Source organism: Nonomuraea sp. NPDC003214 (assembly GCF_053590035.1).
Window position 1 is genome coordinate 402573 of sequence record NZ_JBSFSX010000003.1, and the last position, 24680, is coordinate 427252.

The following is a 24680-nucleotide window of genomic DNA, read 5'->3' on the forward strand; positions in this document are numbered from 1 at the left end:
GTGTCTTTCAGCGTCCGGTCGAACCGTGCCCGCCGGCGCCCCGAGCGGACTCCGGCAGGCTCTCCACCTCGCGGAAGGCCGCCCGCTCCACCCTCTGGAAGACGAGCTGGGCCAGCCGGTCGCCGCGGCGCAGCCGGAACGGCTCCTTCGCGTCGGTGTTGATCAGCGTGACCTTGACCTCGCCCCGGTAGCCGGCGTCGACCGTGCCGGGGGCGTTCACCATCGTGATGCCGTGCCTGGCGGCCAGGCCGGAGCGGGGGTGGACGAAGGCCGCGTAGCCGTCGGGCAGCGCGATCGCCACGCCGGTGCGGATGACGGCCCGCTCCCCCGGCAGCAGCTCGGCGTCCTCGGCGGAGTAGAGGTCGGCGCCCGCGTCGCCGGGGTGGGCGTAGCGGGGCACCGGCAGCCCGGGGTCGAGGCGCTGGATGAGGACCTCCACCTCGGTCACGGGTTCACCTCGTAGTCCTGGTGCTCGGCGGCGATGGCCGCGAGGTCGCCGTGCTCGGCGAAGTGCGCCATGTCCACCTCGATGAACAGCGCCGCCGCGCGAACGGCGACCGGGCCGTCGGGGGCGCCGATGCGCCCCTCCGCCTCAAGGTACGCCTTGCGGCCCGAGATCCCGTTGCACCAGGCACGCAGGTGGAGTGTCGTGCCCACGGGAACGGGGAGGAGGTAGTCGGTCTCCAGCCGTCCCGTGACATAGGGCTTGTGGAACAGCCAGACGGACATTCCGATGACCTCGTCCATGGCAGCGGCGAGCACGCCGCCGTGCGCGAGCCGGGGCGCGCCCTGGTGCGCCTCCCCCACGGTGAACTCGGCCTCGACGGTGTTGCCGTCCGGGGTGACGGCGTTGATGTGCAGGCCGGTGGGGTGGTCGGCGCCGCAGCCGAAGCAGCGGCTGTAGTGGGAGCCGAGGGCGGCGCCGGGGCCGGGGGCGCCGGGGTGCGCCTTGGGCGGCTCGGCGCCGGGCGGCGGGGTGGTAACGGTGGAACGAGTCACGGGTGACGAGGCTACTCCGTGTCGGCACCGGCCCGGGTCGCGGCGGGGGAACGTCCCTGTTGCGGGGGATCATCCAAGGGCCCGTCGGGGCCTCCGTCTTCCGAAGGGCCGTCCGACGGCCCGTCCGTGGGCCCGTCCTGCGGCCCGTCCTGCGGCCCGTCCGGCGGGCCTGTCCCGGCGTCACCGGCTGGGCGGGGCGGGGGCGGCAGCGAGGGCGGGTCGGAGCGCAGCTCGGGCAGCGCGCGGTAGATGACGGCGGCGATCGGCACCGCGACGACGGCGCCCGCGATGCCCGCCAGGATGCCGCCCACGGACAGCACGAGGATGATCGCCAGCGGGTGGAACCGCAGCGCCCGGCCGACGATCAGCGGCTGCAGCACGTGGTTCTCCAGCTGCTGCTCGATGACCAGGATGCCGACGAAGATGAGCGCGTAGACGATGCCCTTGGCGCCCAGCGTGACCAGGGTGGCGACGGTGCCGGCGAAGAAGATGCCGACGATCGGGATGAAGCTGGCGAAGAAGATGAGCACGGCCAGCGGCGCCCACAGCGGCACCCCCATGCCGGCCAGCACGATGCCCATGACGACGCCGTGCACGGCGGCCACCAGGACGCTGCCCTGCACGTAGTGCGACAGCGTGGTCCACGCGGCCCGCCCGGCCCGGTCGACGCGCGGCGACATCCCGCCGAACCCCTTGAGGAACCACGACCAGATCCGCTCGCCGTCCTTGAGCAGGAAGAACGTCACGAACAGCAGCAGCACGATGGAGGCGAGCACCTCGACGGCCACCGCCCCGGCGGACAGCACGGTGCCGGTGATGGCGTCGCGCTGGGCGTTGATCATCTTGACGACTTCGGCGACGTACGCGCTGATCTGCGCCTGCTCCAGGTGCAGCGGCCCGGTGGTGAGCCACTGCTGCACGTCGGCGACGGTGGCCTCGACCTGCTTGACCAGGTTGGGAAATTCCTCGGTGGCGCGCACGCCGACCAGCCAGCCGGTCCCCACCAGCACGGCCAGCGCGGCGAGCATGGTGAGCCAGGTGGCCCAGATGGGCCGCAGCCCGGCCTCGCGCAGGCTGCGGGTCAGCGGGAAGAGCAGCGCGGTCAGCAGCAGCGCGATCGCGACGGGCAGCGCCACGAAGCTGAGCCGGGCGATCACCTGGACGAAGAAGTAGACGACCACGCCGACGAGGACCAGGCACAGGCACCACGCGGCCATGCGGGCGAGCACGGGGGGCACGAGTTTGGTGGGTCGGTCGGTCAGCACGTTTCAAGACTGGCACGCCGGAGCCGAGGATGCGCGCGGTTAAAAGTTCGGGCCTGGGCAAGGCGGGGCCGCCGTGTCACCGTCATGGTCATGAATCCAGTCGGGGCCGTGAAGGCGGGCGGGGTCAGGAAGCCGGGCGGGGTCAGGAAGCCGGGCGGGGTCAGGAAGGCGGGCGCGGTGGCGCTCGCGGTCGTCCTGGGGCTGGCGGCGGGTCCGGCCTCCCCGGCGCGGGCAGGCGGAGGCGGAGCCGGAGGCGAGCTCTCGACTGAGCTCTCGACTGAGCTCTCGGTGAAGGTCTCGGTGAAGGTCTCGGTCGAGGTGCTCTCCAGCCGGGCCGACCAGGTCAGCGGCGGTGACGCCCTGGTGCGGGTACGGGTGCCGCGCGGCGAGCGGCCGAGGGTGCTGCGTGACGGCGCCGACGTCAGCTCGGCCTTCCGGGCCGACCCGGGCGGGCGCTCGTACACGGGCCTGGTGACGGGGCTGGCGGCCGGGACGGGCACGATCACCGCGTACGCGGGCCGGCACCGTGACTCGCTGCGGGTGCGCAACCACCCGATCTCCGGCCCGATCTTCTCCGGTGAGCACCAGTACCCGTTCGTGTGCAAGACGGAGCGGAGCGGGCTCGGCCCGCCCGTGGCCGACAACCGGGACGGTCAGGGCATGCGGGTGGCGGGCGGCTGGAGCCGCGACTGCTTCGCGCCCCCGGTCACCGACCGCCTCTACCGCTCGACCGGCGGCGCGTTCAAGCCGATGCCGCCGCAGGGCCGCCCGGCGGACCTGGCGACGACCACGACGCTGGACGGCCGGACGGTCGACTTCGTGGTGCGGCGCGAGCGCGGCGTGATCAACCGGTTCGTCTACTCGATCGCGGCGCTGGAGGACGGCTACACCGGCCGGGCTGTCTACCAGTTCGACGGCGGCGTGGCGATCGGCCACGACCAGGGCACGCTCGGCTCCGGGGCGCTGGACCCGTACGGGCTGGGCAAGGGGTACGCGATCCTGCACTCGTCGGGCACCCGCACCTCGACCCACTACAACCTGATCCTGGGCGGCGAGACGGCGCTCATGGTCAAGGAGCGCTTCGTCGAGACGTACGGGGTGCCGCTGTACACGGTGGGCGTGGGCGGCTCGGGCGGCGGCATCCAGCAGTACATCTACGGACAGAACCACGGCAACCGGATCATCGACGCGGCCATCGCCCAGTATTCCTATCCGGACATGGTCACCCAGACCATCCACGTGGGCGACTGCGAGCTGCTCGAACGGTACATGGACGGCAACCCGCGCTGGGCCCGCTGGGAGGACCGCACCGCGCTCATCGGCATGAACGCCAGCGACACGGTCGTGAACCCGTTCACCGGCAAGCCCGGCTCGGACGAGTGCGTGACCGGCTGGCGCGGCCTGACCCCGCTGGCCATGAACCCGCGGTGGACCGACGACGACGCTCCGGAGTGGGAGCGGACGGACCCGCCGGGCGTCAAGGAGAGCGTCCAGTGGACGCACTGGGACGACCTGCGCAAGGTGTACGGGGTGGACGCCGCCGGGTACGCCCGCTCGGCGTGGGGCAACGTGGGCGTCCAGTACGGGCTGAAGGCGCTCACGGACGGCGTGATCACGCCCGCGGAGTTCCTGGACGTGAACGCGAAGGCGGGCTCGTGGAAGGAGCAGGCCGACATGGTGCAGGAGGGCTGCCCGTTCACCCCGCCGGCCTGCCCCGGCGACGCCGACCCGTGGAGCGCGCGCAACATGAACCTGGGCGACCCGGCGCCGCGCCGCGCGCCCGACCCGGTGGCGGTCAGGAACGTGCTGCGCAGCGGCCTGGTGTTCGGCGGCGACATCGACATCCCGGTGATCGACTGGCGGCCGTACCTGGAGGAGCGGCTGAACATGCACAACGCCCACCAGTCGTTCGCCACGCGCAAGCGCATGCTGGACTACGACGGCCGGGCGGGCAACCAGGTCATCTGGTTCACCGACGCCCGGCCCGAGCCGCGCTCCGACGCGACGCCCGAGGCGCTGGCCGTGATGGAGGAGTGGCTGACCGCGATCCGGGAGCGGCCGTGGCGCGGCGTGACGGGCAACAGGCCCGCCGAGGCGGTGGACCGCTGCTTCGCCGTGGACGGCACGCAGATCGCGGCCGGGCCGCACGTGTGGGACGGCATCCTGGACCGGCGGGAGCCGGGGGCGTGCACGAAGGCGTTCCCGCTCTACTCGACCTCCCGCGTGGTGGCGGGCGGGCCGATCGAGGGCGGCGTCTACGCGTGCCGGCTCCAGCCGGTGTCGAGGGCGATCGCCCGCGGCCTCTACGGCGCGTGGACGCCCTCGGCGGCCGAACGCGCCCGCCTGGAGCAGATCTTCCCGACGGGCGTGTGCGACTACTGAACAGCGGCTACTGGACGGCTGCTACGGCCGGGGAGCCGAGCAGGACCTCGACGGTGTGGCTCTCGCCCTGCTCCAGGACGAACTCCTCGACCGCGCCCGCCCCGCACAGGTCGTCCTGGGCGAGCCGGATGAGGGCGGCCTGCGGCGAGGTCACGGTGAGCCGGGACACCTCGGCCCGCATCGACGCCTTGGCCTCGGACTTGGCCTTGCGGACCTGGCGCAGCACCTGGGAGGCGGCCTCCAGCACGGCGGGGTCGCCGCCCGGCTGCCCGGCCTCGGGCCAGGCGGCCCGGTGGACCGAGCCGTCGCGCCACCACGACCACACCTCCTCGGTGACGAACGGCAGGAACGGCGCGAACAGCCGCAGCAGCACGTCGAGCGCCTGCCGCAGCGCCTCGTGCGCCGACGCCGCCACCGCGCCTTCCTCGTACGCCCTGGCCTTGACCAGCTCCAGGTAGTCGTCGCAGAACGTCCAGAAGAACCGCTCGACGGCCTCCAGCGCCCGCGTGTGCTCGTAGGCGCTGAACGCCTCGGTGGCCTCGCGGACGGTGGCGGACAGGGCGGCGAGCATCGACAGGTCGAGCGGCTCGGTCACCTCGCCGCCGCCCTCGCCGAGCCCGAGCACGAACTTGGAGGCGTTGAGGATCTTGATGGCCAGCCGCCGGCCGATCTTGAGCTGCCCGGCGTCGAACGCGGTGTCGACGCCGTAGCGGCCGCCCGCCGCCCAGTAGCGGACCGCGTCGGAGCCGTGCTGCTCCAGCAGGTCCATCGGGGTGACCACGTTGCCCTTGGACTTGGACATCTTCTTGCGGTCGGGGTCGAGGATCCAGCCGGAGATCGCCACGTCGCTCCACGGCGTGCTGCCGAACTCCAGGTGGGAGCGGACCACGGTGGCGAACAGCCAGGTGCGGATGATCTCGTGCGACTGCGGGCGCAGGTCGGCCGGGAAGACCCGCCGGAACAGGTCGTCGTCGGTCTCCCAGCGGCCCGCGATCTGCGGCGTGAGCGACGAGGTGGCCCAGGTGTCCATCACGTCGGGGTCGGCCATGAACCCGCCGGGCACGCCGCGCTGGTCCTCGGTGTAGCCCGGCGGGGTGTCGGACGACGGGTCGATCGGCAGCGACTCCTCGGGCGGCGTGATCGGCTCGTCGTAGACCGGCTGCCCGGCCTCGTCGAGCCGGTACCACACCGGGAACGGCACGCCGAAGAAGCGCTGCCGGGAGATCAGCCAGTCGCCGGACAGGCCCTGCACCCAGTTGTCGTAGCGGACCCGCATGTGCGGCGGGTGCCACTCCAGCTCGCGCCCGCGCTCCAGCAGCCGCTCGCGCAGCGCCTCGTCGCGCCCGCCGTTGCGGATGTACCACTGCCGGGTGGTGACGATCTCCAGCGGCTTGTCGCCGCGCTCGTAGAACTTCACCGTGCGCTGCACCGGGCGCGGGTCGCCGTCGAGGTCGCCGGACTCGCGCAGCAGCTCCACGATCCGCTCGCGGGCGCTGTGGACGGTCTTGCCGGCCAGCTCCTTGTACGGGCCGGGCTCGACGCCCTCCGGGGGCTCGGGCAGCAGCCGGCCGTCCCAGCCGATGACCGGGCGGGTCTCCAGGTTGAGCTCGCGCCACCAGGTCACGTCGGTGATGTCGCCGAACGTGCAGATCATCGCGATGCCGGAGCCCTTGTCCGGCTCGGCCAGGTGGTGGGCCAGGATCGGCACCTCGACGCCGAACAGCGGCGACAGCGCCGACGTGCCGAACAGCGGCTGGTAGCGCTCGTCGTCGGGGTGGGCGACCAGCGCCACGCAGGCGGGGATCAGCTCGGGCCGGGTCGTCTCGATCCAGACCGGGCCCTTCTCGCCGTAGAAGGAGATCCGGTGGAAGGCGCCGGGCCACTCCCGGTCCTCCAGCTCGGCCTGGGCGACGGCGGTGCGGTAGCTGACGTCCCACAGGGTGGGCGCCTCGGCCAGGTAGGCCTCGCCGCGCGCCAGGTTGCGCAGGAACGCCCGCTGCGACACGCGCCGCGAGTCGTCGCCGATCGTGGTGTAGAGCAGCGACCAGTCGACCGACAGGCCGACGCGCCGCCACACCTCCTCGAACGCCTGCTCGTCGATCTCGGTCAGCTTGTGGCACAGCTCCACGAAGTTGCGCCGCGAGATGGAGATCTCGCGCTTGCCCGGCTTGTCCGGCGGAGTGAAGCCGGGGTCGTAGGGCAGGGACGGGTCGCAGCGCACGCCGTAGACGTTCTGCACCCGCCGTTCGGTCGGCAGGCCGTTGTCGTCCCAGCCGATGGGGTAGAACACCGACTTGCCCAGCATGCGCTGGTGACGGGCCATGATGTCGGCGTGGGTGTAGGAGAAGACGTGACCGACGTGCAGCGAGCCGGAGACGGTGGGCGGCGGCGTGTCGATCGCGTAGACCCGCTCACGCGGGCTCGTGCGGTCGAAGCGGTAGGTGCCCTGCTCGTCCCAGCGGGCTACCCATACCTGCTCCAAGCCGTCGAGAGTCGGTTTCTCGGGCATGAGGGCATGGCGTAGTCGCTGCTGAGTCATGCCTCCTTATGGTACGGCTTGGCGGGCGCAGAAGCGGTAGAGACTAGTGTTCGTTACAAAGGGGAAGGGAGAAGGTCGGATGGCTGATGACAAGCCCGATGTCGCCTGGCGGGTGGTTGGCGGTCTGGTGGGGCTGGTGACCGCGTGGGCGGCCAGGAAGCTCCTCGGCTACGCCTGGGTCAAGGCGACGGGCAAGGAGCCTCCTGTCGATCCCGACTCGCCCGAGGTCAACATGGGTGAGGCGATCGGCTACGCGGTCGTGATGGGCGTGGGCATGTCGGTGGCGCAGATCGTGGTCAACCGGACCGCCAAGAAGCGCTATGACTCGTGGCGGGCTCTGAAGCAGGCGTCTCCAAAGCTGTGAGGAACTCGCTGGCCCAGCGGTCCACGTCGTAGGTGGCGACCCGGCGGCGCATCGTGCGCATGCGCCGGGCCAGCTCGTGCGGCGTGGCCCGCATCGCGGCCAGCATCTGGCGCTTGACGTCCTCGACGTCGTACGGGTTGACCAGGTAGGACTGGCGCAGCTCGTCGGCCGCCCCGGCGAACTCGCTGAGCACCAGCGCGCCGCTCAGGTCGTGGTGGCAGGCGACGTACTCCTTGGCCACCAGGTTCATCCCGTCGCGCAGCGGCGTGACCACCATGACGTCGGCGGCCAGGTAGAGCGCGGCCAGCTCCTGCTTGCCGTAGGACTGGTGGAAGTACTGGATCGGCTGGCCGCCGAAGACCGCGTTCTCCCCGTTGATCCGGCCCACCTGCAGCTCGATGTCGTCGCGCAGCCGCCTGTACTCCTCGACGCGTTCGCGGCTCGGGGTGGCGATCTGCACGAACGTCGCCTCGCCGGGGGCGATGCGGCCGTCCTTGAGCAGCTCGCCGAACGCCTCCAGGCGCTGGCCGATGCCCTTGGTGTAGTCGAGCCGGTCCACGCCCAGCAGCACGTGCTCGGGGTCGCCCAGCTCGGCCCTGATCTCCTTGGCCCGGGAGATGATGTTCGGCTCGCGGACGAGGGAGTCGAGCTCGCCGAAGTCGACGGAGATCGGGAACGCCTGCGTGGTGACGACCCGGTCCTCCAGGAAGATCTCGTTCCCCTTGTACGGGACGCCGAGCAGCCGGCGGCACAGGCGGCGGAAGTTGGAGGCGCCGCCGGGCAGCTGGAAGCCGACCAGGTCGGCGCCGAGCAGCCCTTCGACGAGCTCCCTGCGCCACGGCAGCCGCCAGAACAGCTCGACCGGCGGGAACGGGATGTGCAGGAAGAAGCCGATGCGCAGGTCGGGCCGGAGCTTGCGCAGCAGGGCGGGCACGAGCTGGAGCTGGTAGTCCTGCACCCAGACGACGGCGCCCTCCTCGGCGGCCTCGGCCGCGGCGGCGGCGAAGCGCTCGTTGACGGCGCGGTAGGTCTCCCACATGGGCCGCTCGAAGACCGGCGGCGCGACCACGTCGTGGTAGAGCGGCCAGAGCGTGGCGTTGGAGAAGCCCTCGTAGTAGAGCTCGACCTCCTCGGCCGACAGCGGCACCGGGATCAGGCTCATGCCGTCCTGCTCGAAGGGCTCCAGCTCCTCGTCGGCCGCGCCGTGCCAGCCGAGCCAGGCGCCGTGGCGGCGCTGCATGACCGGCGCGATGGCGGTGACCAGCCCGCCGGGGCTTCTGCGCCACGAGGCCGTTCCGTCCGGGTCGACGGTCCGGTCCACCGGCAACCGGTTCGCGACGATCAGAAACGAACTACGGCCAACCACCCGAGATCTCCTCCCAAAGGCTCATTGGTACGCGAGACGCGACGCGCGTCTCACGGCGTCCGCCACCGTCTCGGGCCCCGCGTGGGGGATGATCGCGGCGATGTGGGCATCCGGCCTGATCAGCCATGCTTCGCCAGGTCCAGCGCCGAGCCTCTCAGCGAGCGTGCCGGTCCCGTCCATCTCCGCGAGCTCGCGTACGGCGAGCGGCGCCAAGGTGACCTTGCCCAAGACCTGGGCAAACAAACCCGAATCGCACATTTCACCCAGGAGTACCAGGAATCCATCGCGGCAGTGCTCGCGCAGGCGTCCCCCGGGCAGCGGCACGTCCGGCACGATCACTCCCGGCGCGGGCTCGCACGGCGATCCCCTGGGTGGCCGGCCCCGGAACGGACGGGTGGGCTCCGGCGTGGTGAGCGGCGAGTCCACGTACCAGAACGGCTCGGCGAACCGGCCGGAGTCGACCTGCTCGGGCCGCCCGCTGCCGAGCGCCGCGCGCCGCCGGGCCCGCTCCTCCTCGGTGCGGGGCGCCAGGAAGCGCATGGTGGCGCCGGTCACCTCCAGGTTCTCCAGCGCCGCCGCGTGCCGCTCGGCGTGGTAGCTCTCCAGCAGCTCCTCCGGCGCCCACCCGTGGAGGACGAAGGCCAGCTTCCAGGCCGCGTTCTCGGCGTCGGGCACGCCCGAGTTGAGGCCGCGCGCCCCGAACGGCGCCACCAGGTGCGCGCAGTCGCCCGCGAGCAGCACCCGCCCGGCCCGCATCCGGGAGGCCACCCGCGCGTGGAAGCGGTAGGTCGACTGCCACAGCAGCTCGTAGTCGCGCCCGCCGATCACCTGCCGGATCCGCCTGTCCACCTCCTCCGCGGACGGGACGTGGTCCGGCGGGATCTGCCAGTCGATCCGGTACGACGACCCCGGGCACGGATGGACGAGCACCTGCCGCCCCGGGTTCCACTCGGGGTCGAAGTGGAAGCGGCGCTCGTGCTCCCAGCCCGGCAGGTCGGCCCGGATGTCGCAGATGAGGAACTGGTCGCCGAACGTCTCCCCCTCGAACGTGACGCCTAGCGCCCGCCGCAGCTCCTGCGCCCGCGCCCCCGCGCACACGACCGCGTACGGGGCGCGCAGGACGCGCTCGCCGCACCGCACGGTGACGCCGCCGCCGTCCTGCTCGATCCCGGTCACCCGGTGGCCCCAGCGCACCTCGATCAGCGGCTGCCCGGCGATGGCCTCGTCGAGGATCTCCTCGGTGCGGGCCTGGGAGATGTTCACGCACGGCGGCAGCGGGCCCTGGCCGCCGAACGTCCAGGAGAACAGCTCCTCGCCCCGGTAGTAGGTGCGGGCGGTGGTCCACGCCAGCCCCTCCTCGGCGATGCGCCCGGCGCCCGCGGCGGCCCAGATGTCGAGCACGTCACGCTGCTGGCAGATGGACCTCGACCCGGTGGCGTCGCGCCGCTCGCGCTGGTCGAGCACGAGCACCGGCACGCCCCAGCGGGCCAGCAGCAGCGCCGCGCTCTGCCCGACCGGGCCCGCGCCGACGACGATGACCTGCGGCTCCGCCAACAGGAGGCTCCCTTCAGGACTGCAACTGGGCCCAGACCTGCCAGTCGCGCTCGGCGGTCCACACGCGCGGGCGCGTCACGCCGTCCAGCTCGTCCCACAGCCGGGAGACGTTGAACGGCAGGCAGTGCTCGAAGATCGGCCACGAGCCGTAGCGGGGGGCGAGCGCCCGGTGCACGGCCTGGAAGGCGTCCTTGAGCGTGCCGCCGCGCTCGCGGACCCGCCCGGTCTCGGCGAGCATGACGGCCAGGAAGTCGCGGGTCTGCCCGATCGCCGCGTCCACCCCGGCCTTGCCGCGCGCCACCGCGCCCCTGCCGCCGACCAGCGTCGTCGCGCCGAACGAGGCCACCCGGTCCAGGGTCGGGCCGGCCCAGTCGCGGTGGAAGGCGTCGCCGGTGTAGAGGGCGGCCTGCGACTCGACCAGGTCACCGGCGAACAGCACGCCCTGCCGGGGCAGCCACGCCACCAGGTCACCCTCGGTGTGGCCGCGCCCGCAGTAGTGCAGCTCCACCCGGCCCCGGTCGCCGCCGAGCTCGATCGTCATCCGGTCGCCGAACGTCACCGTGGGCCTGGTCAGGCCGGGGATCGACGCCGGGTCCTTGAACAGCCGGGGCATCCGCCCGTACTCGCTGGCCCAGTCCTGCTCGCCGCGCTCCTCGATCAGCTCGGCGGTCTTCTCGTGGGTCACGATCGCGTCGGCGCCGAACGCCGAGGCGCCGAGCACCCGGACCGCGTGGTAGTGCGACAGGACCAGGTAGCGCACCGGCTTGTCCGTGCGCTCGCGCAGCAGGGCGAGCCATTCGCGGGCCGCCACGGGGGTCGCCATGGCCTCGAAGCAGACCAGGAAGTCCTCGCCCTCGACGGCGCCCACGTTGGGATCGCCCTCGGCGGTGAGCGCGTGGACGCCGCCGCCCAGGTCCTCGAAGCTGCGCTGCTTGTCCTCCAGGTCCGCAGAGGAGGCGAACGGCCTGCTCACCACGTGTAGAACCCCTTCCCGCTCTTGCGCCCGAGCCTGCCCTCGGCGACCATCTCGCGCAGCAGCCGGGGCGGTTCGAAGCGCGGGCCCAGCCGGGCGTGCAGGTAGTCGGCGATGGCCAGCCGCACGTCCAGGCCCACCAGGTCGCCGAGCTTGAGCGGCCCCATCGGGTGGTTGTAGCCGAGCGTCATGGCGGTGTCGATGTCCTCGGCCGAGGCGACGCCCTCCTCGACCATGCGGATGGCCTCCAGGCCGAGCAGCACGCCCAGGCGGCTGGTGGCGAAGCCGGGCGAGTCGTTGACGACGACGCTCGTCTTGCCCAGCCGCTCGGCGCAGGCGCGGGCCAGGTCGAGGGCGGCGGGCTCGGTGGCGGCGGTGACGACGATCTCGACCAGCCGCTGCACCGGCACCGGGTTGAAGAAGTGCAGGCCGAGGAAGCGGCCGGGCCGCTCCAGCCCGGCCGACAGCTCGGTGACCGACAGCGAGCTGGTGTTGGTGGCCAGCACCGCGCCGGGCCCCAGCCGTGACTCGGCCTCGCCCAGCACTACGGCCTTGAGCGCCGGGTCCTCCGGCACGGCCTCGACGACGAGGTCGGCGTCGGCCGGGACCGGCCCGAAGGCCAGCCGCTCCAGCGCCCGCGCCCGGCTGCCGCCGCCGCGCGACTCGGCCACGCCGAGCCCGTGGACGATCCGCTCGCGGGCGGCGTCGGCCTGCGGCTCCTGCACGGTGACGGTGTCGCCGGCGGCCAGGAACACCTGCGCGATCCCGGCCCCCATGCGGCCGCCGCCGATGACGCCGATCCTCATGAGGCGGGGCGGCGCGACTGGACGACGTGGAAGCGGCCGGCGACGTAGCCGGGGTCGGTGAGCGAGGCGGTGGCGGCCGGGTTGGCGCCGCTGCCGTGGTAGTCGGAGAAGGCGGCCGACTGGTTGACGAACACGCCGCCGGTGAGGTTGCACGACAGGTTGACGCCCGCGTCGAGCGCGGCCCGCTCGGCCTGCTCCAGCACGTCCTCCGAGGTGGAGTAGACCGACGCGGTGAGCGCGCCGCGCTCGGTGATCGTACGGCGCAGCAGGTCGAGGCTCGCGGCGGTGGAGTCGGTCGGGACGACGAACGAGATCGGCCCGAAGTGCTCGCGCCCGAAGACGTCGGCCCGCTCTGGCCCGACGCGGACGATCGCCGGGGTGCGGACCACCGCGTCGGGGAACGCCGGATGCTTGATCGCCCGCGACGCGAGGACCGGCTCGCCCAGCTCCGGCGCCTGCTCGACCCTGGCCAGCACGTCCGGGTTGACGATCGCGCCGGTCAGCTCGACGGCCTTGGCGTCGTCGCCGAGCAGCCGGTCGACCGCCGCGGCCAGGCCCCGGGCGACCTCGTCGAAGCTCTTGTGCCCCTCGTCGGTGTCGATGCCGCCGGCGGGGACCAGGATGTTCTGCGGCGCGGTGCACATCTGCCCGCTGTAGAGCGACAGCGAGAACGCGAGGTTGGCGAGCATGCCGCGCCAGGAGCCGGTCGAGTCGACGACGACGGTGTTGACCCCGGCCTTCTCCGTGTGGACGAGCGCCTGCCCGGCGTTGCGCTCCAGCCAGTCGCCGAACTCGGTGGAGCCGGTGAAGTCGACCACCCGCACCCGGGGATCGGTGGCCAGCTCGACGGCCAGGCCCCTGCCCTCCTCGACGGCGAGCTGCACCAGCGCCGGGTCGAAGCCCGCCTCGGCCAGCACCTCGCGGGCCACGCCCACGCTGATGGCCAGCGGCAGGATCGCCCGGGGGTGCGGCTTGACGACGACGGGGTTGCCGGTGACCAGCGAGGCGAACAGCCCCGGGTAGGCGTTCCAGGTCGGGAACGTGTTGCAGCCGATGACCAGCGCGACCCCGCGCGGCACCACGGTGAACCGCTTGTCCATCACGACCGGCTCGCCCTTGCCCGGCTTCTCCCAGCGGGCCGTGGCGGCCGACGCCGTCATGGCGGCGTAGCCGTACGCGATCGCCTCCAGCGCGCGGTCCTGCGCGTGCGGGCCGCCCGCCTGGAAGGCCATCACGAACGCCTGCCCGGTCGTGTGCTGCACCGCGTGGGCCAGCTCGAAGCTGCGCTCGTTGATCCGGCGGACGATCTCCACGCAGGCCAGCGCGCGGGCCTCGGGGCCGGCGTCGCGCCAGGCGGGCATGGCCGCCCGCGCGGCGTCGAGCAGTTCGCCGGCGGGCGTGCGCGGGTAGGTGACGCCCAGGTCGATCCCGTACGGCGAGCGCTCGGCGCCGATCCGCTCGCCGGGCTGCTCCAGCGGGAACGGCTTGCCGAGCAGGCTGTCGAACGCCTCCTTGCCCCGCTCGGCCGCGCCCTCGCCGTAGACGCGGGGGCTCGGCGACTCGGGGTAGGCGCTCCAGTAGGCGCGCCGGGCGACGGCGGTCAGGGCCTGGTCCAGGGTTTCGCGGTTGCGTTCGAACATCGTTGTTCACCCTCTTGACAGGGAACGACCGGACGGTTGAGTGTTTACCGAACATTCGGTCAGTTGACAAGGAAGACTTGCGTGGAACGCGAACGCAAACGCGGACATGACCCCGAGTCCGTGCTCGCCGTGGCCGTGCGCGTCTTCAACGAGCGCGGCTACGACGGGACCAGCATGGAGGACCTGGCCAGGGCGCTCGGCGTCACCAAGTCCGCCATCTACTACCACGTGCCGGGCAAGGAGCAGCTTCTCGCGCGGGCGCTCGACCGGGCGCTCGACGGGCTGACCGCGCTGGTCGCCGACGAGCGCGCCGCCTCGGGCCCGGCGATCGAGCGGCTGGAGCGGGTGGTGCGGCAGAGCGTGCGCATCCTGGTGGAGCGGCTGCCGTACGTGACGCTGCTGCTGCGGGTGCGCGGCAACAGCGTGACCGAGCAGCGGGCGCTGGAGCGGCGGCGGGAGTTCGACGCGTTCGTGAGCCACCTGGTCAAGGAGGCGGCGGCCGAGGGGAGCATCCGGCCGGACCTCGATCCGGCGCTGGTGACGCGGCTGCTGTTCGGCGCGGTCAACTCGATCACCGAGTGGTACCGGCCGGGGCGCGGCGGCTCGCCCGGCGAGCTGGCCGACGCGCTGGTCGCGATGACGTTCGGCGGGCTACGGGTTTAGCTCGGGACGCTCCCCCGGCGGCAGCGGGCTCTTGATCCGCAGGTCGTTGCGGATGGCCTCGCCGAGCTTCTTGGTGGCCATCCGGTTGAGCGCTCCCCCGGCCACGGCGCCGGTCAGGAACGGGCCCAGCGTGGTCAGGTGGCGGCCCAGCGTGCGCATCAGCCGGTTGCGCAGCGCGGTCTTGGTGGCCGCGCCGAGCGCGAGCGTCACCGAGGCGGGCGCCAGCGGGTCGATGCCGCGCTGCTTGGCCCAGGCGGCGGTGAACGCCACCGCGCGCTGGGCGCCGGTGCCCTGCACGCGCACGCCGTAGACCTCGTGCAGCTCGGCCAGGAGCTTGACCTCGATGGCGGCCACGACGATGGTCTCGGCGACGAGCTGGGCAGGAGCGGAGAGGAGGAGGGGTGGGGCGGCGAACTCCGCCGCGGCGAGCGCCCCGCCGATGGCCCCGACGGTCATCGTGGCCTTCTGCGCGGTGCGGACGAGGTCGTCGGCGAGCTCCTCGCCGGTCAGCCCCTGGTGGTGCTCGGACAGCGTGTGCAGGTCCCTGATGGGGATGCGGGGGGCGATGTTGAGGAAGACGTCGGCCAGCCAGCGACCACGGCCCGCGCCGCTCTTCCTGGCCTTGCTCGCGCCCGTGGACAGGGCACGGGCTAGTCGGCCGAGCAGCCTGCGCCGCTCGGCCGGCTCGAGCTCACCGGGTGCGGTGAGCCTGCCCACGAGCTCGCCGACCTCCGACTCGGAGGCGGCGACCTCGTCGCCTGGTTGTTGATCCTTTTCAGGTGCGGCCACGCGGTTGCCTCCTTATCAGGCGGCGCACTCCCGGCAGACCTGCTGACCGTTCTTCTCGGAGGCCAGCTGGCTGCGGTGGTGCACGAGGAAGCAGCGCGCGCAGGTGAACTCGTCGGCCTGGCGCGGGATCACGCGCAGGCTGAGCTCCTCGTTCGACAGGTCGGCGCCGGGCAGTTCGAGCGACTCGGCCAGATCGGTCTCGTCGATGTCGATGCTGCCGGACGACTTGTCGGTGCGCCGCGCCTGAAGCTCCTGGAGACTGTCCTCCCCAAGATCGTCGTCTGTCTTGCGCGGGCTGTCGTAGTCGGTAGCCATGATTACTCCATCCCCCTCATCAAATATGTCGTCGCGCTCGTCGCGCGTCTTCTAACGTCCGGGAGGCCCGTCTTGTGCCCGTTCCGCCGGGGAGATTTCCCATCGGTACCCCGCGGGAACGGACGGCGAACCTCCCAACACGCCAGGGCGTGACGCGTCCGGCAATGGTTAGCCAAATATGGCCGAACCCACAGCCTTGGCGTCATGCCCCACCGTGTTCGACGGCACATCCAACCACATGTGCGACGCGAACGAGACGCCCCGTGCAGGGCAACACGCCGATCAACGTCTTGGAAGCCTCATGGTGACCACAAGACCTCCGCCCTCCCGTGGGACGGCGTTGACGTTGCCGCCGTGCGCCTGCACCACGGCGCGGACGATGGACAGCCCAAGGCCCGCTCCCTTGGCCGAATCCACCCGATCGGCATTGAGCCTCCTGAACGGTTCGAACAGGCTGTTCACCTCGTACGCCGGGACGTGCTGCCCAGTGTTGGCCACCTGAACAACCAAGGCACCGTCCACCATTCCCGTCCGGATCCAGACTTTTCCGTTTTCGGGAATGTTGTACTTGACCGCGTTCTCAAGGAGGTTGCTGATCGAGCGTTCCAGCAGAACCGGGTCGCCCACGGTAGGCGCGCTGACCAGTTCGGTGGTGAATGTCACCCCGTGCTGCTCGGCGAACGGCAGCACCTGGTCGACCGCCGTCTGGGCGACCTCCCGGACGTCCAGCGGCTTGCGCACCGCCAGCTCCCGCTCGCTCCTGGCCAGCAGCAGCAGGCCCTCGATGAGCTTCTCGTTGCGGGCGTTGACCTCCAGGAGGGTACGGCCCAGCGCCTTGAGGTCCTCCGACGCCTCGGGGTCCGACAGGGCGATCTCCAGGACCGTCCGGTTGATGGTCAGCGGCGTGCGCAGCTCGTGGGATGCGTTGGCGACGAACCGGCGCTGGGCGTCGAAGGCGACGTTGAGCCGGGTGAGCATGTCGTCGAAGGTGTCGGCCAGCTCCTTGAGCTCGTCGTCCGGCCCCTTGAGGTCGATGCGCTGGTGGGCCAGCGTGCTCTCCGACAGCTTGCGCGCCGAGGCGGTCATCTGCGCCACGGGCCGCATCGCCCGGTCGGCGACGAAGTAGCCGATGATGAGCGCCAGGATGCCGACGCCGGCCAGCGCCATGAACGAGCTCTGCACCAGCGCGTCCCGCGCCCTGGCCACCGCCTCCAGCCTGGCGGCGTCCCAGATCGCCTGCGTCTGCTGCTCCTGGGCCTGGCTCAGCCAGCCGCCGGTGTCGAGGGTCGGCCAGGCGTCGTCTATCGCGTTGCCCACGATGGCGTACACCGAGAACAGCAGCACGGCGGCGGCGGCGAAGACGAGCGCGCTGTAGGTGATCGTCAGTCGCCAGCGGATGCTGACCCTGCCGGGAAGCTCCTTCACACGCTCCATGGTGGAGCGCGAGGACGGCGGCGACGACGGCGGGGGCGGACCGTCCCAGGCGGGCGGCCCCTGAGGAGGCGGCGCCTGCGGGCGCACCCCCTTCCGCTCCGAGTGCGGGCTGATCATCGGATGCGTCGGCGCCGACGCACGGTCCGGCCGTTCCGTCACAACTTGTACCCAACTCCAGGCACAGTCTCGATCACCTGAGGCTCGCCCAGCTTCTTGCGCAACGTCATCATGGTCACCCGCACCACGTTGGTGAACGGGTCGATGTTCTCGTCCCAGGCCTTGTCGAGCAGGTCCTCCTGGCTGACCACGGCGCCCTCGGCGCGCATGAGCTCCTCCAGGACGGCGAACTCCTTCTTGGTGAGCACGATCTCCTTGCCCTCGCGCTCCACCAGCCGCTTGCCCGGGTCGAGCCGGATCCCCGCGCGCTCCAGCACCGGCGGCAACGCCGGGGCCGAGCGCCGGCCCAGGGCACGCACCCGGGCGACCAGCTCGATGAACACGAACGGCTTGGCCAGGTAGTCGTCGGCGCCCAGGCCGAGACCTTCGACCTTGTCGTCCACGTCGCCCGAGGCGGTCAGCATGAGGATGCGCGAGGCGGTGCGCTGCTCTACCAGGCGGCGGCACACCTCGTCCCCGTGCACGACCGGCAGGTCACGGTCCAGGACGATCACGTCGTAGTCGATGTAGGAGGTGCGCTCCAGCGCGCCGCCGCCGTCGTAGGCGACGTCGACGGCCATGGCCTCGCGTCGCAGCCCTGTCGCGATCGCGTCGGCGAGCACCCGCTCGTCCTCGACCACCAGCACTCGCACCCTGGTACACCTCTTCCCGATCGTGGTGCCTCATTCTGCCCACAGCCTCGATAAGCGCACGGTAAGGCATGTGCGGGCCCGTCAGGACAGCGGTGACACAAGCGACAGTCAATTTCATGTTTCGGGACCGCGCGTGCCTGGGTACACCAGCCAAACACCTTTCGCCCCCACGAGAACGGACCCCGAGAGAGCAGGTGAGATGGGCGAGTTCACGACCACGATCGAAAGCCGCCTGAACCAGGCTTACCAGGGCCTGCGCGAAGCCAGGAGCTCCGGCGACGACTACCTCGCCGACACGCTCACCGCCGAGATCGAAGACCTGCGCCGCCTGGCCGACGATCACGGCGTCCCGCTGCCCCGCTGAACCACCGACGGCCGGAGCCCCGGGCAAGGGGCTCCGGCCGTCGCATGCTCGGCACCGGCCGGTCGCGGGTCAGCCGCAGGGTCAGTCGCGCTCGGGGTGCAGCGGCGCGAGCAGGTCGTGCAGCTCCTCGAAGAGCCCCGGTGCGGCGCTGAGCGTGAGGTCGATGTTGGCCGGCCGGCCGCGCAGCCCGCCGACCCTGGCCCCGGCCTCGGCCGCCACCAGGCCCGCCGCGGCGTGGTCCCAGTAGTTCACGCCGCGCTCGAAGTAGGCGTCCACCCGGCCGCTCGCGACCGAGCAGAGGTCGACCGCGCACGAGCCGCCGCGCCGGATGTCGCGCACCCGGGGCAGCACGGCCGTCAGCGCCGCGGCCTGCTCCGCCCGGCGCGCCGCGTCGTAGCCGAACCCGGTGGCCACCAGGGCCTGCCCGAGCGGCGCCGCCGGGTTGACGCGCAGCCGCTCGCCGCCCAGCCACGCGCCCTCGCCGAGCGCCGCGGTGAACACCTCGCCGCGCGGCGCGACGTTCACCACGCCCGCGACGATCCGGCCGCCGGCCTCGACCGCGATGGACACGGCCCAGTCCGGCAGGCCGTACAGGAAGTTGACGGTCCCGTCGATGGGGTCGACGACCCAGCGCACGCCGGAGCCGTCGCCGCCCTCCTCACCGCCCTCCTCCCCCAGGACGCGATCGTCCGGCCGGGCGGCCCGGATGCGCTCGCGGATGAGCTCCTCCGAGGCCCGGTCGAGCGCGGTGACCACGTCGGTGGGGCTGGACTTGGTCTGGACGGCGCCCGGCTCGACGGACATCGTGGGCCGTTTGGCCAGCAGCATGTCGCCGGCCTCGCGGGCGATGTCCTCGGCCAGGCGCAGGAAGTCCGTCATCACGCCACCGAGTCCGGGCGCTTCCACTCCTGGCCGAGCACGTGCTGGGCGAGGAAGGCCAGGACCGTCTCGTACCAGGCGACGGCGTTGCCGGGCTTGAGGATCCAGTGGTTCTCGTCGGGGAAGTAGAGGAACTTCGACTCGACCTCCGAGCGGCGCAGGTCCCACCACAGGCGCAGCGCCTCGCCGATCGGCACCCGGTAGTCCTTGTCGCCGTGGATGACGAGCATCGGGGTGCTGATCTTGTCGAGCGCGCGGTGCGGGGAGAGCCGGGCGTAACGGTCGGAGCCGGGCGCGCCGAACTCGCGCTGCCAGTAGGCGGAGGCGTCGGTGGTGCCGGCGAACTGGTCGAGGTTCCACAGCGAGGCATGCGTGACGATGGCGCGGTAGCGGTCGCTGTGGCCGGCGATCCAGTTGGCCATGTAGCCGCCGAAGGAGCCGCCCATCGCGCCGATGCGCTCGGCGTCGATGTCGTCCCTGGCCAGGGCCACGTCCACGATCGCGTCGAGGTCGGCCTGGGTGCGCGGGCCCCAGTCGCCCCAGCCTCGGTCGATCATGTCCTGACCGTATCCGGTGGACAGGCACGGGTCCGGCATCAACACGGCGTATCCGTGCTCGGCCATGATCCATGACTGCCAGCGCCACTGCCAGTCGTTCCAGGAGGCGACGGGGCCGCCGTGGATCCACAGCAGGAACGGCGCGGGCGACTCGGCCGAGGCGCCTTCCGGCAGGACGAGCCAGCCGCGGATCTCGGCGCCGTCGTCGGCGGTGGCGGTGATCTCGGTGAGCGTGCCGCGCACCTCGGGGCGCGGGACGGGCGAGAGCAGGTCGGTGACCTCGCCGGTGCCGGCGTCGACGCGGGCCGGGGCGGGCGCGAGGGCGATGCCGCTGCGCAGCGCGTACACGGTCCGGCCGTCGGGCGAGACGTTGAGCCCGAGGTAGGAGGCGTCGTCCTGGGTGAGGCGGACGGCCTCGCCGCCGCCGGGGGTGACGCGGAAGACCGGACGGCGGCCCCGGAAGTCGGCGACCAGGTAGACGGCCGAGGAGTCGGGCGCCCAGGCCACGTCCATCGGGAACAGGTCGCCGGCGTGCGGGCCGCCCTCGCCGGTGGCCACGTCGGCGATCCACAGCTCGACCCGGGCCGAGACGTCCAGGTCGGTGTGGCGCTCGCGCGAGCACGCCAGCCTGGTCCCGTCGGGCGAGACGGCCAGCGGGCCGCCGAAGTCGTGACCCTCCTCGCTGAGGAGCGTGCGCCGCTCGCCGGTGGCCACGTCGACGGCCACCAGGTCGATCCGGCTCTGCCCGGCCGACAGCGGGACGCGCCAGGTGGTGATCACCGTGCGGCCGTCGGGGGTGAGCTCGAAGGCGGCGTCGCGCAGCGCCTCGCCGGGCTCGGGGGTCAGTTCGCGCACGTCCTCCAGGCGGTCGGCGCCGAGCCTGCCGGTGAACAGCCGGGTGCGGCCGGGGCCGAGGTCGTGGTCCCAGTAGCGCACCGGGTAGCCCTCGTGCAGGATGGCGCTGATCCCGGCGTCCTTGCGCGCCTTGCGCCGCTCCTCCTCGTCCGCCTCGTCGCCGTCGAGCACGTCGGAGGCGAACACCACCACGTCGCCGGCGGTGCGGACGGCGCCGATGCCGCCGGGGCGGCTCGCCACCTGGCGGGCCTCGCCGCCCTGGCGCGGCAGCAGCCACAGGGCGGGCGTCTCGTCCCCGTCGTCCTTCGCGGTGGGGTCGGGGCGGGCCGAGGTGAACAGGAGGTCCCCGGAGGCGGTGAAGACCGCCTGGGTCTCCCCCTTGGCCGACCTGGTCAGCCGGTACGGCTCGCTGCCGGGCTCACTGCCGGGCTCACTGCCGGGCTCGCCGTCCGGCGTGACGGCCCACAGGGCGGTCCCGTACGACTTGCCGTCGGGGTTGAGCGACTGCACGGCCGACACGAGACGGGAGCCGTCGGGTGAGAGCTTCAGGGAGAGAACTCGGGGGATCGCGACATAATCGCGAATGTCGTGAAATGCGGTCACCCATCCGAACCTACCTCGTGAGAGGACCACGGGCACGCGCGCATAAGGTTGCTCACGTGGGAGATTACGACGCGCTGCTGGTGCTGTCGTTCGGCGGTCCCGAGGGCCCCGACGACGTGCTGCCCTTCCTGGAGAACGTGGTGCGGGGCCGCGGAGTGCCCCGGGAGCGGCTGATGGAGGTCGCCGAGCACTACCAGAGCTTCGGCGGCGTCAGCCCGATCAACCAGCAGTGCCGCGACCTGGTCGAGGCGCTGCGCCCGATCGCCGGCGTGCCGGTCTACTGGGGCAACCGCAACTGGCACCCGTTCGGCGAGGAGACGGTCAAGCGGATGGCCGGCGACGGGGTGCGCAGGGCGGCGGTCTTCGCCACCTCCGCCTACGCCGGCTATTCGAGCTGCCGCCAGTACTACGAGGACATCGCCCGCATCTCCTTCGAGGGCGGCCCCGAGCTGGTCAAGATGCGCCACTTCGGCGACCACCCGTCGTTCGTCGAGGCGATGGCCGACCACACCCGGCAGGCGCTGGAGCGGCTGGGCCGCGACGACGCCCGGCTGGTGTTCACCGCCCACAGCATCCCGGTCACGATGGCCGAAACCGCGGGCCCGACGGGCGGCCTGTACGAGACGCAACTGCGCCGCACGGCCCGGCTCGTCAGCGAGGCGCTCGGCCGCGACGAGCCCTGGGACCTGGTGTGGCAGTCGCGCAGCGGCCCGCCGCAGGTGCCGTGGCTGGAGCCGGACGTCTGCGACCACCTGCGCCAGGTCGACGCGGGCTCGGTGGTGCTGGTGCCGATCGGGTTCGTCTCCGACCACATGGAGGTCGTCTACGACCTCGACACCGAGGCCCGGCAGGTCGCCGCCGAGATCGGGCTGCCGATGGAGCGGGCGGCGACCGCGGGCACCCATCCGGCGTTCGTGCGGATGGTGCGCGAGCTGATGGACGAGCCCGAGCCGGTCGCCTGCGCGCTGACCTGCTGCCCGGCCCCGCGCCGCCGTCAGGCGTAGGCGCGGGCGTAGGCCTCGGCGATGCTCAGGACCTTGTTCACGTAGTCCCACGAGTGGTTGTAGTGCCACACGGCCTTGCGCAGCTTCTCGCCGCCCTGGCCGGCGCCCGTCTTGCACAGGTAGTTGGCCGCGCCCGGCACCGCGTCGTACGGGCTCCAGATGTCGCGCTCGCCGTCCCCGTCGCCGTCGACCCCGTACGCCTTCCAGGTGGCGGGCATGAACTGCATCGGCCCGAGCGCGCCCGCGCTGGACGGGCCGTTGTTGCGCCCGTGCCCGCTCTCCACCTGCCCGATCGCGGCCAGCACGGTCCACGACAGGCCGGGGCAGCGGGTCGCCGACTGCTTGTACAGCTCCAGGTAGCTGCCGGGCCGGGCGGCCGTGGCCGTGGCGGGCTGCTCGCGCCTGGCCTCGGTACGCCGCGCGGCGCCCAGCATGACGACCTGGCTGCCCTTGCCGAGCACCTTGCGCACGCCCTTCTCGCTGATGCCGCCCTCCTTGCCGTGCAGCAGCACCGCCACGCCCTGCGCCATGCCGAGGGTGCGGCCCAGGTCGGCGCCGACCAGGCCGTCGACGCCGGTCAGCCCGAGCGGGGCCGACGCGCCCACGCGCAGCCTCGGCCCGCCGTCCACCTGGTAGTACGCGCCCAGCGTCAGGCCGTACTTGCGCATGGCCGCCGAGTCGGCGACGACCTCGCCCCGGGCCAGCGCGCTCCACACGCCGGGCTGGTCGGCGACGACCTTGGGGGTCCAGGAGCGGAAGTCGGCGGGGTCGACGGCGAGCAGGTTCAGCCCGGTGCCCGACACCTTGACCGAGCCGGCGTCGACCACGAGGGCCTTCTGCACGTGCTTGAGCGCGGCGAGCCGGTGGCGGGCCTGCTGGGGCACGGTGCCGGGGGCGATGGCGAGCACCCGGGGCGGGGTGGGCGTGACACCGGCGCCGCCCTGGCCGAAGTCCTTGACAGGGGCCGTCGTGGGAACGAGCTTGTCGAGCGCGGGGGTCTCCCGCCGCACGGTCCGGGGCGGCGGCGCCGTCGTCGTCTCGAACGGGTCCTCGCCCAGGAGCAGCACGACGCCCGCGGCCGCGAGCGTGACGGTGAGCACCGCGGCGACCATGAGCAGTGCGCCGCGCAAAGAGGGAAGACCGGACACGCGGCACACGTTAACCCACGTGCCGGAAATAGGTTGCGATCCGGACAGATGATGCGCGAGGGTGTGTCGGCACAGTAAGGAGAAACGCGGATGGTCGGGCCTTACCGGGGGTTGTTCAAAGGGCCCGGCGTCAAGGGTTTCGTCCTGGCCGGCTTCGTCGGCCGGATGCCGATGTCCATGCTCGGCATCGGGATCGTGCTGCTCATCGAGGGGGTCACGGACTCCTTCGCGGTCGCCGGCGCGGTGGCCGGGGCCTGCAACGTCGCCTTCGCCGTGGCCGCCCCCATGTCGGCGCGGCTGACGGACCGGTTCGGCCAGAGCCGGGTGATCGTCCCCTTCGCCACCCTGAACGCGCTCGCGCTCGCCACCCTCATGCTCAGCGCCGGGCTCGGCCTGCCCGACTGGACGCTGTACGTGTCGGCGCTGCTGGTCGGGGCCACGTCGCTGTCGCTCGGCTCGATGGTGCGGGCCCGCTGGTCCCACGCCCACAGCGGGTCGGCCAAGCTGCACACGGCCTTCGCGTTCGAGTCGGTCATCGACGAGGTGATCTTCGTCACCGGCCCGGCCCTGGTCACCGTGCTGGCCACCGCCGTCAACCCGTTCGCCGGGCTGGTCGTGGCGCTGGTGTGCATGTTCACCGGCTCGCTCGCGCTCGCGCTCCAGCGGCGCACCCAGCCGCCGATCCAGCCGGTCAGGATCGGCGGGGGCGGCAGCCCGATCCTCATCCCCGGCATCGCCCTGCTGTCGTGCGTCTACCTGGGGCTCGGCGCGGTCTTCGGGTCGGTGGACCTCATCACGGTGGCCTTCGCCACCGAGCACGGCGCGAAGGGCATGTCGGGGTTCCTGCTGGCCGCCTTCGCGGGCGGCTCGATGGTGTCGGGCCTGTGGTTCGGCTCGCGGCACTGGCAGATCTCGCTGCGCGGCCGGTTCGTCCGCTCGCTGGGCGTGTTCGTCGTCGGGCTGCTGCCGATCATGTTCATCGGGAGCGTGCCGGTCATGGCGGCCGGGCTGTTCCTGGCCGGGCTGGCCATCTCGCCGACGCTCATCACCGGCTTCTCGCTCACCGAGCGCCTGGTGCCGTCGTCGCTGCTCACCGAGGGCATGGCGTGGATCTCGACGGCGATCGGGCTCGGCGTCGCGCTGGGCGCCTGGGCCGGCGGTCAGCTCACCGAGCTGTACGGGCCGTCCAACGCCTACGCCTTCTCCCTGGGGGCCGCGGTCTTCGCCGTCGTCGTCGGGCTCGCAGGTTCGGGTTTCCTGAGACTTCCCGAAGCGCCTTCACCGGCCAAGAGCTGATCCGCTACGGTCGAGACATCCCTCGCAACATCCATCACATTGGAAACATTGCTTATGTCCCGACATCTCAGTTCAC

At 72.3% G+C, this 24680-nt stretch carries 22 protein-coding genes; 6 read left to right on the forward strand and 16 right to left on the reverse strand.

All coding sequences use genetic code 11. The features are described from left to right. Positions 1–7: 7 nt before the first annotated feature. Genes dut through ACWDXC_RS10800 form a run of 3 tightly spaced genes read right to left on the reverse strand, consistent with a single transcriptional unit; the run spans position 8 to position 2264 of the window. On the reverse strand, positions 8–448 hold the full coding sequence (gene dut, locus ACWDXC_RS10790) for a dUTP diphosphatase (RefSeq protein ID WP_219507754.1): 441 nt from the start codon (positions 446–448) through the stop codon (positions 8–10). Then, positions 445–999, reverse strand: a complete 555-nt coding sequence (locus tag ACWDXC_RS10795) for a PaaI family thioesterase (protein WP_357591561.1) — start codon at positions 997–999, stop codon at positions 445–447. The genes dut and ACWDXC_RS10795 overlap by 4 nt, the downstream gene beginning before the upstream one ends. Before the next feature lie 11 nt (positions 1000–1010). Further along, positions 1011–2264: an AI-2E family transporter gene (locus tag ACWDXC_RS10800; RefSeq protein WP_449980451.1), complete on the reverse strand. Its 1254-nt coding sequence runs from the start codon at positions 2262–2264 to the stop codon at positions 1011–1013. Between the two features lie 90 nt (positions 2265–2354). Between ACWDXC_RS10800 and ACWDXC_RS10805 the strand changes: the two genes are divergently transcribed. Further along, positions 2355–4646, forward strand: coding sequence for a DUF6351 family protein (locus ACWDXC_RS10805; RefSeq protein WP_449980454.1), 2292 nt, complete (start codon positions 2355–2357; stop codon positions 4644–4646). Positions 4647–4653: 7 nt separating this feature from the next. Here ACWDXC_RS10805 and valS read toward each other — a convergent pair whose 3' ends face one another. Beyond that, entirely contained in the window at positions 4654–7155 is a 2502-nt protein-coding gene (gene valS, locus ACWDXC_RS10810) for a valine--tRNA ligase (RefSeq protein WP_449980457.1), read from the reverse strand. A 109-nt stretch (positions 7156–7264) separates the two neighbouring features. Here valS and ACWDXC_RS10815 point away from each other — a divergent pair, with 109 nt between their 5' ends. Further along, positions 7265–7549, forward strand: coding sequence for a DUF4235 domain-containing protein (locus ACWDXC_RS10815; RefSeq protein ID WP_219507747.1), 285 nt, complete (start codon positions 7265–7267; stop codon positions 7547–7549). Here ACWDXC_RS10815 and ACWDXC_RS10820 read toward each other — a convergent pair. From ACWDXC_RS10820 to paaN, 5 genes are read right to left on the reverse strand one after another with little or no spacing between them, the layout of a single operon-like run. Beyond that, positions 7482–8915 carry an alpha,alpha-trehalose-phosphate synthase (UDP-forming) gene (locus tag ACWDXC_RS10820; RefSeq protein WP_364169306.1) on the reverse strand — a complete coding sequence of 478 codons (1434 nt, stop codon included), beginning with the start codon at positions 8913–8915 and terminating at the stop codon, positions 7482–7484. The genes ACWDXC_RS10815 and ACWDXC_RS10820 overlap by 68 nt on opposite strands. 21 nt (positions 8916–8936) lie before the next feature. After that, on the reverse strand, positions 8937–10469 hold the full coding sequence (locus ACWDXC_RS10825; protein WP_449980461.1) for an FAD-dependent monooxygenase: 1533 nt from the start codon (positions 10467–10469) through the stop codon (positions 8937–8939). Between the two features lie 13 nt (positions 10470–10482). Further along, entirely contained in the window at positions 10483–11442 is a 960-nt protein-coding gene (locus tag ACWDXC_RS10830; RefSeq protein WP_449981018.1) for an MBL fold metallo-hydrolase, read from the reverse strand. Further along, positions 11439–12248, reverse strand: coding sequence for a 3-hydroxyacyl-CoA dehydrogenase family protein (locus ACWDXC_RS10835; protein WP_219507744.1), 810 nt, complete (start codon positions 12246–12248; stop codon positions 11439–11441). Before ACWDXC_RS10835 ends, ACWDXC_RS10830 begins: the two co-directional genes overlap by 4 nt. Continuing rightward, positions 12245–13888, reverse strand: a complete 1644-nt coding sequence (paaN, locus tag ACWDXC_RS10840) for a phenylacetic acid degradation protein PaaN (RefSeq protein ID WP_449980465.1) — start codon at positions 13886–13888, stop codon at positions 12245–12247. Before paaN ends, ACWDXC_RS10835 begins: the two co-directional genes overlap by 4 nt. An 81-nt stretch (positions 13889–13969) precedes the next feature. Here paaN and ACWDXC_RS10845 point away from each other — a divergent pair, with 81 nt between their 5' ends. Next, positions 13970–14551 (forward strand): TetR/AcrR family transcriptional regulator, encoded by a 582-nt coding sequence (locus ACWDXC_RS10845; RefSeq protein ID WP_449980468.1) that lies wholly within the window; start codon positions 13970–13972, stop codon positions 14549–14551. Here the strand turns inward: ACWDXC_RS10845 and ACWDXC_RS10850 are convergent. From ACWDXC_RS10850 to ACWDXC_RS10865, 4 genes are all read right to left on the reverse strand, one after another. Continuing rightward, entirely contained in the window at positions 14540–15340 is an 801-nt protein-coding gene (locus ACWDXC_RS10850; RefSeq protein ID WP_449980471.1) for a hypothetical protein, read from the reverse strand. The two genes, ACWDXC_RS10845 and ACWDXC_RS10850, sit on opposite strands and share 12 nt — an antisense overlap. 15 nt (positions 15341–15355) lie before the next feature. Next, positions 15356–15655 (reverse strand): DUF4193 domain-containing protein, encoded by a 300-nt coding sequence (locus ACWDXC_RS10855; RefSeq protein WP_049570503.1) that lies wholly within the window; start codon positions 15653–15655, stop codon positions 15356–15358. 282 nt (positions 15656–15937) lie between these two features. Further along, positions 15938–17206, reverse strand: coding sequence for a sensor histidine kinase (locus tag ACWDXC_RS10860; protein WP_449981020.1), 1269 nt, complete (start codon positions 17204–17206; stop codon positions 15938–15940). 38 nt (positions 17207–17244) lie between these two features. After that, positions 17245–17898, reverse strand: coding sequence for a response regulator transcription factor (locus ACWDXC_RS10865; protein WP_219507742.1), 654 nt, complete (start codon positions 17896–17898; stop codon positions 17245–17247). A gap of 199 nt (positions 17899–18097) precedes the next feature. Between ACWDXC_RS10865 and ACWDXC_RS10870 the strand changes: the two genes are divergently transcribed. Then, positions 18098–18262: a hypothetical protein gene (locus tag ACWDXC_RS10870; RefSeq protein WP_219507740.1), complete on the forward strand. Its 165-nt coding sequence runs from the start codon at positions 18098–18100 to the stop codon at positions 18260–18262. 81 nt (positions 18263–18343) lie between these two features. Here ACWDXC_RS10870 and ACWDXC_RS10875 read toward each other — a convergent pair whose 3' ends face one another. Beyond that, positions 18344–19141: an inositol monophosphatase family protein gene (locus tag ACWDXC_RS10875; protein WP_449980476.1), complete on the reverse strand. Its 798-nt coding sequence runs from the start codon at positions 19139–19141 to the stop codon at positions 18344–18346. Next, positions 19141–21156: a prolyl oligopeptidase family serine peptidase gene (locus ACWDXC_RS10880; protein ID WP_449980479.1), complete on the reverse strand. Its 2016-nt coding sequence runs from the start codon at positions 21154–21156 to the stop codon at positions 19141–19143. Before ACWDXC_RS10880 ends, ACWDXC_RS10875 begins: the two co-directional genes overlap by 1 nt. Positions 21157–21212: 56 nt before the next feature. On the opposite strand from ACWDXC_RS10880, the gene ACWDXC_RS10885 reads away from it, so the two are divergent. Then, positions 21213–22160 (forward strand): ferrochelatase, encoded by a 948-nt coding sequence (locus ACWDXC_RS10885; protein WP_449980482.1) that lies wholly within the window; start codon positions 21213–21215, stop codon positions 22158–22160. On the opposite strand, the gene ACWDXC_RS10890 is transcribed toward ACWDXC_RS10885, so the two are convergent. Beyond that, a complete protein-coding gene (locus tag ACWDXC_RS10890; RefSeq protein WP_449980485.1) occupies positions 22151–23308 on the reverse strand; it encodes a lytic transglycosylase domain-containing protein in 1158 nt (385 codons plus the stop codon). The two genes, ACWDXC_RS10885 and ACWDXC_RS10890, sit on opposite strands and share 10 nt — an antisense overlap. A gap of 90 nt (positions 23309–23398) precedes the next feature. On the opposite strand from ACWDXC_RS10890, the gene ACWDXC_RS10895 reads away from it, so the two are divergent. Further along, positions 23399–24604 (forward strand): MFS transporter, encoded by a 1206-nt coding sequence (locus ACWDXC_RS10895; RefSeq protein ID WP_449980488.1) that lies wholly within the window; start codon positions 23399–23401, stop codon positions 24602–24604. The last annotated feature ends 76 nt before the right edge of the window (positions 24605–24680 follow it).